9 protein-coding genes and 1 other RNA gene are annotated in these 8,169 nt (G+C 58.3%); 6 read left to right on the top strand and 4 right to left on the bottom strand.

What is annotated here, in order from left to right:
- Window positions 1-21 precede the first annotated feature (21 nt).
- The 4 genes from ACIP1X_RS26805 to ACIP1X_RS26790 all read left to right on the top strand — a co-directional run bounded on the left by ACIP1X_RS26805 (window position 22) and on the right by ACIP1X_RS26790 (window position 3,207).
- Complete coding sequence (locus ACIP1X_RS26805; RefSeq protein WP_016985147.1) at window positions 22-1,233, top strand: cytochrome bc complex cytochrome b subunit; 1,212 nt, start codon at window positions 22-24, stop codon at window positions 1,231-1,233.
- Window positions 1,233-2,012 carry a cytochrome c1 gene (locus ACIP1X_RS26800; RefSeq protein WP_159815079.1) on the top strand — a complete coding sequence of 260 codons (780 nt, stop codon included), beginning with the start codon at window positions 1,233-1,235 and terminating at the stop codon, window positions 2,010-2,012. Before ACIP1X_RS26805 ends, ACIP1X_RS26800 begins: the two co-directional genes overlap by 1 nt.
- Before the next feature lie 147 nt (window positions 2,013-2,159).
- On the top strand, window positions 2,160-2,777 hold the full coding sequence (locus ACIP1X_RS26795; RefSeq protein WP_047303097.1) for a glutathione S-transferase N-terminal domain-containing protein: 618 nt from the start codon (window positions 2,160-2,162) through the stop codon (window positions 2,775-2,777).
- Between the two features lie 16 nt (window positions 2,778-2,793).
- Window positions 2,794-3,207 (top strand): ClpXP protease specificity-enhancing factor, encoded by a 414-nt coding sequence (locus tag ACIP1X_RS26790; protein WP_053123658.1) that lies wholly within the window; start codon window positions 2,794-2,796, stop codon window positions 3,205-3,207.
- Between the two features lie 215 nt (window positions 3,208-3,422).
- Here the strand turns inward: ACIP1X_RS26790 and ACIP1X_RS26785 are convergent, their stop codons facing one another.
- The 4 genes from ACIP1X_RS26785 to ACIP1X_RS26770 form a co-directional block, all read right to left on the bottom strand.
- Window positions 3,423-4,001, bottom strand: a complete 579-nt coding sequence (locus tag ACIP1X_RS26785) for a BON domain-containing protein (RefSeq protein WP_007917023.1) — start codon at window positions 3,999-4,001, stop codon at window positions 3,423-3,425.
- Entirely contained in the window at window positions 3,998-4,591 is a 594-nt protein-coding gene (locus ACIP1X_RS26780; protein WP_008082788.1) for a phosphoheptose isomerase, read from the bottom strand. The genes ACIP1X_RS26785 and ACIP1X_RS26780 overlap by 4 nt, the downstream gene beginning before the upstream one ends.
- A gap of 104 nt (window positions 4,592-4,695) precedes the next feature.
- Entirely contained in the window at window positions 4,696-5,058 is a 363-nt protein-coding gene (locus tag ACIP1X_RS26775) for a YraN family protein (RefSeq protein ID WP_053123656.1), read from the bottom strand.
- A complete protein-coding gene (locus tag ACIP1X_RS26770) occupies window positions 5,058-6,869 on the bottom strand; it encodes a penicillin-binding protein activator (RefSeq protein ID WP_400755778.1) in 1,812 nt (603 codons plus the stop codon). The genes ACIP1X_RS26775 and ACIP1X_RS26770 overlap by 1 nt, the downstream gene beginning before the upstream one ends.
- A 177-nt stretch (window positions 6,870-7,046) precedes the next feature.
- On the opposite strand from ACIP1X_RS26770, the gene rsmI reads away from it, so the two are divergent.
- Window positions 7,047-7,952, top strand: coding sequence for a 16S rRNA (cytidine(1402)-2'-O)-methyltransferase (gene rsmI, locus ACIP1X_RS26765; RefSeq protein ID WP_159815078.1), 906 nt, complete (start codon window positions 7,047-7,049; stop codon window positions 7,950-7,952).
- A gap of 73 nt (window positions 7,953-8,025) precedes the next feature.
- An RNA gene (gene rnpB / locus ACIP1X_RS26760) (RNase P RNA component class A) lies at window positions 8,026-8,169 on the top strand; the annotation flags it as partial.

Genomic DNA, 8,169 nt, shown 5'->3' with positions numbered 1-8,169 from the left:
CGTCGATACGGAGAAAGCGTGATGAGCAAGTTCATGGATTGGGTTGATGCGCGCTTTCCCGCGACAAAAATGTGGGAAGACCATCTCAGCAAGTATTACGCGCCAAAAAACTTTAACTTCTTCTATTTCTTCGGCTCTCTGGCACTGCTGGTTCTGGTAAATCAGATCGTCACCGGTGTCTGGCTGACGATGAGCTACACGCCGTCGGCAGAAGAAGCGTTCGCTTCCGTTGAATACATCATGCGCGACGTCGAGTACGGCTCGATTTTGCGTCTGTTGCACTCGACCGGCGCTTCGGCGTTTTTCATCGTGGTTTATCTGCACATGTTCCGTGGCCTGCTCTACGGTTCGTACCAGAAACCGCGTGAACTGGTCTGGGTGTTCGGCATGCTGATCTACCTGGCGCTGATGGCCGAAGCCTTCATGGGTTATCTGTTGCCATGGGGTCAGATGTCCTACTGGGGTGCCCAGGTGATCATCTCGCTGTTCGGTGCGATACCGGTGATCGGTAACGACCTGACCCAGTGGATTCGTGGTGACTACCTGATCTCCGGCATTACCCTGAACCGCTTCTTCGCCTTGCACGTTGTTGCGCTGCCGATCGTGATTCTCGGTCTGGTGGTGTTGCACATTCTGGCGCTGCACGAAGTGGGTTCGAACAACCCTGACGGCGTCGACATCAAGAAGCACAAAGACGAAAACGGCATCCCGCTGGACGGCATCGCCTTCCACCCGTACTACACCGTGAAAGACATTGTCGGTGTCGTTGTGTTCCTGTTTATCTTCTGCTTTATTGTGTTCTTCTTCCCGGAAATGGGCGGCTACTTCCTCGAAAAACCAAACTTCGAGCAAGCTAACCCGTTCAAGACACCAGAGCATATTGCGCCGGTTTGGTACTTCACACCGTTCTACGCAATCTTGCGGGCAATCCCCGACAAACTCATGGGCGTTATCGCCATGGGCGCGGCGATTGCGGTGCTGTTCGTGCTGCCGTGGCTGGATCGAAGCCCGGTCAAATCGATGCGCTATAAAGGCTGGATGAGCAAAATCTGGCTGGTGGTGTTCTGCATTTCGTTCGTGATCCTCGGCATTCTCGGTGTGCTTGCGCCGACGCCGGAGCGAACCTTGCTGTCGCAGGTCTGCACCTTCCTGTACTTCGCCTACTTCATTCTGATGCCGTTCTACACCAGGCTCGAGAAGACCAAACCGGTTCCGGAAAGGGTGACTGGCTGATGAAAAAGTTATTTTTTGCTCTGATTTTTGCTGCGTTGCCTGTCTTGTCGTTCGCTGCTGAACACGGTGCGGAGCTGGAAAAAGTCGACATCGATGTCTCCGATAAAGCTGCTTTGCAGGACGGTGCGCGCACTTTCGCCAACTACTGCATGGGTTGCCACAGCGCCAAGTTCCAGCGTTACGAGCGCGTTGCCGATGACCTCGGCGTGCCGCACGAACTGATGCTGGAGAAGCTGGTGTTCACCGGTGCCAAGATCGGTGATCACATGACCATCGGCATGCAGCCAGCGGACGCCAAGACCTGGTTCGGCGCAGCACCACCGGATCTGACGTTGGTGGCTCGCGTGCGTGGCACCGACTGGCTCTACGGTTACCTGAAGTCGTTCTACGAAGATCCGGCACGCCCATGGGGTGTGAACAACAAGGTCTTCCCGAACGTCGGCATGCCTAACGTACTGGTCGGCCTGCAAGGTCGCCAAGTGGTGGGCTGCAAACAAGTGCAGATCGTCGAAGACGGCAAGAAGCAATATGATCCGTTGACCGGTACGCCGCTGACTCATGAAGCGTGCGATCAATTGACCATCGTGCCGAAATCCGGTGCTCTGAACGAAGAGCAGTTCGATGAGAAGGTCAAGAATCTGGTAACCTTCCTGGCTTACTCGGCTAACCCGGTTAAGCTGCAACATCAGCGCATCGGTACCTACGTCTTGCTGTACCTGGCGTTCTTCTTTGTGTTCGCCTACCTGCTCAAGCGTGAATACTGGAAAGACGTGCACTGATACGCTTCAAAGCATTGCTGTTAATCGCGCGCGCCCAAGGGCGCCTCCGATAACGCAACGTCTGGTTCGCCGGATATTGCGGGAGGCGCCCTCTGGGCGCGCGCGTTTTTCCGGTTCCAATCATTTCAACAAGCGAGGAGGATCGCCATGGGCGTGACCAATCGGTTGGCCTGTTACTCCGACCCCGCCGACCACTATTCCCACCGAGTGCGCATCGTGCTTGCAGAGAAGGGTGTCAGCGCCGAAATCATTTATGTGGAAGCTGGTCGTCAGCCGCCTAAACTGATTGAGGTGAACCCTTACGGAAGTCTGCCTACGCTGGTCGATCGTGACCTGGCGCTGTGGGAGTCGACTGTGGTGATGGAATATCTGGATGAGCGTTACCCGCACCCGCCGTTGTTGCCGGTTTATCCAGTGGCGCGTGCCAACAGTCGACTGCTGATTCATCGTATTCAGCGCGACTGGTGTGGTCTGGTGGATCTGATTCTTGATCCAAAGTCCAAAGAGGCCGCGCGTGTCGTGGCGCGCAAGGAATTGCGTGAAAGCCTGACGGGCGTGTCGCCGCTGTTTGCCGACAAGCCGTTTTTCCTCAGTGAGGAACAAAGTCTGGTGGATTGCTGCCTATTGCCAATACTCTGGCGTTTGCCGATTTTGGGTATTGAACTGCCGCGGCCAGCCAAGCCGCTGCTTGATTACATGGAGCGCTCGTTTGCGCGTGAGGCTTTCCAGGCGAGTCTGTCTGGTGTCGAACGCGATATGCGCTAAGGCTTAAGGAGCCGCTATGAACTCCAGTCGACCTTATTTGGTTCGCGCGCTCTATGAGTGGATTGTGGATAACGATTGCACCCCGCACATGCTGGTCAACTCCGAGTACCCGGCGGTGCAAGTGCCGCAGGGTTTCGCCAGTGACGGGCAGATTGTCCTGAACATCTCGCCAAGTGCCGTACGGCATTTGCACATGGACAACGACGTGGTGACCTTTGAAGGTCGCTTCGGTGGCGTCCCGCACAGCCTGTACGTGCCAATTGGCGCCATTCTGGGGATCTACGCCCGGGAGAACGGTCAAGGCATGGTGTTTGATCTCGAGTCGCCGATGGATGACGAGGAAGAGATCGAGTCGGATGACGACTTGCCACCACCGGACAGCGAACCGCCGCGCCCAACAGGCCGGCCAAGTTTGAAAGTGGTGAAATAAAAAAAGGCGATCCGGATGGATCGCCTTTTTCATGCATATCTCAAAACTGCATACACATCTCGAATCTGCATACACATCTCAAAACTTCACATACATCTCAAAACTGTAGGAGCTGCCGAAGGCTGCGATCTTTTGATCCTGATCTTTTAAAGCAAGATCAAAAGATCGTCCGATCGCGGCCCGAGCCTTCGGCAGCTCCTACGCAGAGATGTGTATCAGTCGATGTATTCGAACAGCTTCACAATCTTCTGTACGCCGGAAACGCCCTGCACCAGGTTGGTTGCCTGAGTGGCTTCCTGTTTGGTCAGCAGACCCAGCAGGTAGACGATACCGTTCTCGGTCACGACCTTGATGCGCGAGCCGGGAATGCTGGCATCGGTGAGCATCTGCGTCTTGATCTTGGAGGTCAGCCAGGTGTCGTTCTGGCGAGCCAGGAAACCGGACGGCGGAATAACCTGCAGCTCGTTATGCACGGTTTTTACCCGTTGAACAGCGGCTGCGGCCTGTTCGGCCTTGGCTTTCAGGTCGGCACGAGGCGTTTGCCCTGCGAGCAGAACAACGCCGTTGAAACTGGTCACGACGATGTGCGAATCGTTGTCCAGCGCCGGGTCGGCCTTCGCCACGTTCACACCCACTTTGGTTTCAATCAACGAGTCGTCGATCTTGCTGCCGAAGGTGCGCGTGCCACGGTCGTCATCGATCGGTGCTTCACGGCTGGCGTTCACCACCGAGGTGCAGCCGCTGATGCCGAGGCACAGGGTCAAGGCCAGAAGGCCAAGGCGATTAGGGGTCATTCTTCACTCCCGAACAGTTGGCTGTCGATCAGATCGCAGAGGCAATGGATCGCCAGCAAGTGGACTTCTTGAATACGTGCAGTGACATTGGCCGGAACGCGAATCTCGACGTCCTCGGGCAAGAGCAGCGAGGCCATGCCGCCGCCATCGCGTCCGGTCAAAGCTACGACAATCATTTCGCGATCATGTGCGGCCTGGATCGCTTGAATAATGTTCGCCGAGTTACCGCTGGTCGAAATCGCCAGCAGGACATCGCCTGGCTGACCGAGTGCACGGATCTGTTTGGAGAACACTTCGTTGTAGCTGTAGTCGTTGGCGATCGAGGTGATCGTCGACGTGTCAGTGGTCAGCGCGATGGCCGGCAGGCTTGGGCGCTCGCGCTCGAAGCGGTTGAGCAGCTCCGAAGAGAAGTGCTGGGCGTCACCGGCCGAGCCGCCGTTGCCGCACGAAAGCATTTTGCCTTCGTTGAGCAGGGCGTTGACCATGATCTGGCTGGCTTGCTCGATGTGCGGTGCAAGTACGTCCATCGCCTGTTGCTTGGTGTCGATACTGGCCTGGAAAAGCTGGCGAATTCGGGATTGCATGTCCATCTGTGTGACCTTAAGTAGCGCGGCTATTCGGCACATGAAAGTGCAGCCCGCAAAGCAAAGAGCAAAATTTGTCGGTGGGATTGTCCGGATTGCAGCGCCGACGATCAACTGTCGAAAGCATTCTGCAACCAGTTCAGCTGACTCGGATGGCTGTCGATGGCCACCACGTCGAAGCGGCAGGGGGAATTGGCCCAACGCGACTCGCGCTGAAGAAAATACTGTGCGGCAAAAATCAGTTTCTGCTGCTTGCGCCCATCGATGCTAGCGAGCGCGCCACCCCATTGAGTGTTTTTTCTGTAGCGAACTTCAACGAATACTACTGTATCGCCATCAAGCATGACCAGATCAAGCTCGCCGCGTTTACAAAACCAGTTCTGCGCCAACAGGCGCAGACCTTGTTGTTGAAGATGCTCGAGCGCTTGGCGCTCGGCATCCTTACCGCTTTGCGAGCGTGACCTGTCGGGCATTAGCGCGGGGTGTCCGGCAGGCGCTGCACCTGACCGCTGACGAACTGCGCCCAAGGCAACTGACGCACAACACGCTGGGTCTGGGTCATGCCGAGGCTGCCCGACTCACCATCGATGCGGCTGTCCGGCAGCGCCTTAAGCTGACCCAGGCGCGGCGCCAGACGATAGGCATCAACACCCATCGCGTACAGGCGGCCAAGGCTGCCGGCAGCTTGCGGCCACTGTGCAACCACTTGCTGGCGCAGTGGGTCGCTGTTGTCCAGCAACCATGGGGTTTCGCAGAAGCGAATGCCGTTCATGTCGTTGTACTGGTTGACGTCGCCGCTGGCGCTGTAAACGTGCGAGGTGGCGTAAACCGGAACGTCACCGGCGTACTGGAAGTTCAGGGTCGGCTTTATCTGTTGCGCCTGTTGCGGGGTGGCGGCAAGGAAGATGAATTCGATGTCCTGGCGACGCGAAGGCTGTGCGGCGACGTTGGTGCCGGCAGCGTTTTGCAAGCTCTTGGCGCGCGCTTCGCTCTGACGCAGCTGGAACATGTCGGCGATCTGCTGAGCCAGTTGCACCGGCTGATCAACACGCTCGGTGGCAACGATGGTGCCGCCGTTAGCCTGCCAGTCCTGGCTGAACGCACGCATGACGCGGTCGCCCCATTCACCTTTCGGCACCATGATCGCGGCGCGGTGCAGGCCATCAGCACGGGCACGGCGCGACACTTCGCGCGCTTCGTCTTCAGCCGCCAGACCAAACTGGAACAGTTGCGCCGGGCCTTGATCGCCTTCGCTGTAGTTCAGCGCGAGGGTGGTGATTGGCAATTGCGGGCGAGTGCTCAGCTGTTTGACCAGTGGTTTTTCCAGTGGCCCGACGACCAGTTGCACGCCGTCAGCCTGAGCCTTGCGGTAGAACTCATCCATCGAGGTCAGCTTCGAGCTGTCGTAGAACTCGATAGCGGGTGGCTTCTGCCCGGCCTGTTGCGCCTGGTAGTGCGCCGCCATGAAACCTTCACGCAGTGCTTTGCCGACGGCAGCCAGTTGGCCGTCTTGCGGCAGCAGCAGGGCGATTTTGCTCAGGGGCTGGCTGGCCAGTTCCTTGAGTTTGGTCAGCGGCAGCGGCAGGTTGATCGCAGCAGGGTGCTTTGGATTCTGCGCGCGCCAGGTGTCGATCGCAGCTTGCTGCTGTTCCAGCGTACCGGCGGATTTCACCGCCAGTGCCAGGCCCATCCAGCCGCCGAGGTCGTCGGTGGTGTTGGCTTGCAGTTGATCGGTTGGCAGCGAGGCAATCAGTGTCCAGATCGCTTCGTGGTTTTTGCTGGCGGCTTCGCCCTTTAGCATCGGCGCGATAAAGACGCGCTCGCGAGCGGCAGCCAGGGTCTGACCATCGGCTTCAAGGGCGCGGGCGTGAACGGTGCCGGTGCGCACTTGCTGCTCTTCAGGCATTTCGCCCAGATGCTGCAGGCTTGGATGGCTCAGAGCGGTCAGCGCGGCTTTCGGTTGATTGCGCGTCATCGCCAGTTCAGCGTTCAGCGTGCTGGCGAAAATCTGCTGGCCGGGCTTCAGTTGCTCCATCGGCACTTGTTGCAGGATTTGCGCGGAGCGTCCGGCATCACCCTGGTGGTAAGCCAGATCTGCCGCGCTCAGGCGCAACAGGGCAGCTTTTTCCGGGGTACTCGCCTGGCTGGCCTGCGCGAGCAGTTGCTCGATGCTGGCGTCCGGAGTCCGTGGAAGTTCGCCAAGGCTGGAGGAAGGGGAGCTGGCGCAGGCCGCCAATAAGGCAGCGAGGCAGAGGGCAGTGAACAGCCGCAGGCAAGCGATCATGTAAGTGTTCCTGATACTCGATCAAATTAGCGTGGAATTGTACCCAAGCACTGGCCGGGGCGCGATGTTAGTGGCGTGAAACGGTCAATTTAGCTGGAGTAAATGTCGCGGCGCTGCGCTACAGCGTGCAAAACCGTGGTCGGGCAGAGCGCAACGCAAGCCTCGTGACGCGCTACAATGGCCGCTTTTACCGATCATGAGGTGTGCGCTTTGACTGCTCCAGGTTCCCCGAATTCCGCTGCTGGCTCGCTTTATGTGGTGGCGACGCCCATCGGCAACCTGGACGACATCAGCGCCCGGGCACTGAAAATACTTCGCGAAGTGGCGTTGATCGCTGCCGAAGACACCCGCCACTCGGCGCGCCTGATGCAGCACTTCGGTATTTCCACGCCGCTGGCCGCTTGTCACGAACACAATGAACGAGATGAAGGTAGTCGCTTTATTACCCGTCTGCTGGCGGGCGACAACGTTGCGCTGATTTCCGATGCGGGCACGCCGCTGATTTCCGATCCTGGTTATCACCTGGTGCGTCAGGCTCGTGCGGCCGGAATCGCGGTGGTGCCGGTGCCGGGGGCGTGCGCATTGATCGCGGCATTGTCGGCGGCGGGGCTGCCATCCGATCGTTTTATCTTCGAAGGTTTCTTGCCGGCCAAGTCGGTCGGGCGCAAGGCGCGACTGCAAGCGGTCAAAGAAGAGCCGCGCACGCTGATCTTCTACGAAGCCCCGCACCGCATCCTTGAATGTTTGCAGGATATGGAAGAAGTGTTCGGTGGTGAGCGTCAGGCACTGTTGGCTCGCGAAATCACCAAGACCTTCGAGACGCTTAAAGGCTTGCCGCTCTCTGAACTGCGCGAGTTTGTTGAATCCGACAGCAATCAGCAGCGTGGCGAATGCGTGGTGCTAGTGGCGGGCTGGACGGCGCCGGAGTCTGAAGACGCGGTCAGCAGCGAGGCAATGCGCGTGCTGAATTTGCTGCTTGAAGAAATGCCACTCAAGCGTGCCGCCGCTCTCGCCGCGCAAATCACCGGCGAGCGCAAAAACGTGCTGTATCAGGTCGCGCTGGAGAAACAGAAGGGCGAGTAACCCGTCGCGCAGACAGGTTTTGCGGCTATTAGCGCTTGTTCTTCGGGCGCTCTGCCGTTAACCTTCGCGGCGGAGAGTCGATCGGACAGTCGCTGCCCTCTATGAAAATTAGGGGGGGGAGGAAAGTCCGGGCTCCATAGGGCAGGGTGCCAGGTAACGCCTGGGAGGCGCAAGCCTACGACTAGTGCAACAGAGAGCAAACCGCCGATGGCCCGCG

Source organism: Pseudomonas sp. NPDC088885, from assembly GCF_044750025.1.
Taxonomy (GTDB): domain Bacteria; phylum Pseudomonadota; class Gammaproteobacteria; order Pseudomonadales; family Pseudomonadaceae; genus Aquipseudomonas; species Aquipseudomonas rustica.
The sequence above is the reverse complement of the archived record's forward strand: the minus strand, read 5'-3'. Positions and strand labels throughout refer to the sequence as shown.

Bases quoted from the DNA above. Each gene is read 5' to 3' on its own strand.
- ACIP1X_RS26805 (WP_016985147.1), top strand. From the start codon at position 22: ATGAGCAAGTTCATGGATTGGGTTGATGCGCGCTTTCCCGCGACAAAA.
- ACIP1X_RS26800 (WP_159815079.1), top strand. From the start codon at position 1,233: ATGAAAAAGTTATTTTTTGCTCTGATTTTTGCTGCGTTGCCTGTCTTG.
- ACIP1X_RS26795 (WP_047303097.1), top strand. From the start codon at position 2,160: ATGGGCGTGACCAATCGGTTGGCCTGTTACTCCGACCCCGCCGACCAC.
- ACIP1X_RS26790 (WP_053123658.1), top strand. From the start codon at position 2,794: ATGAACTCCAGTCGACCTTATTTGGTTCGCGCGCTCTATGAGTGGATT.
- ACIP1X_RS26785 (WP_007917023.1), bottom strand. From the start codon at position 4,001: ATGACCCCTAATCGCCTTGGCCTTCTGGCCTTGACCCTGTGCCTCGGC.
- ACIP1X_RS26780 (WP_008082788.1), bottom strand. From the start codon at position 4,591: ATGGACATGCAATCCCGAATTCGCCAGCTTTTCCAGGCCAGTATCGAC.
- ACIP1X_RS26775 (WP_053123656.1), bottom strand. From the start codon at position 5,058: ATGCCCGACAGGTCACGCTCGCAAAGCGGTAAGGATGCCGAGCGCCAA.
- ACIP1X_RS26770 (WP_400755778.1), bottom strand. From the start codon at position 6,869: ATGATCGCTTGCCTGCGGCTGTTCACTGCCCTCTGCCTCGCTGCCTTA.
- rsmI (WP_159815078.1), top strand. From the start codon at position 7,047: ATGGCCGCTTTTACCGATCATGAGGTGTGCGCTTTGACTGCTCCAGGT.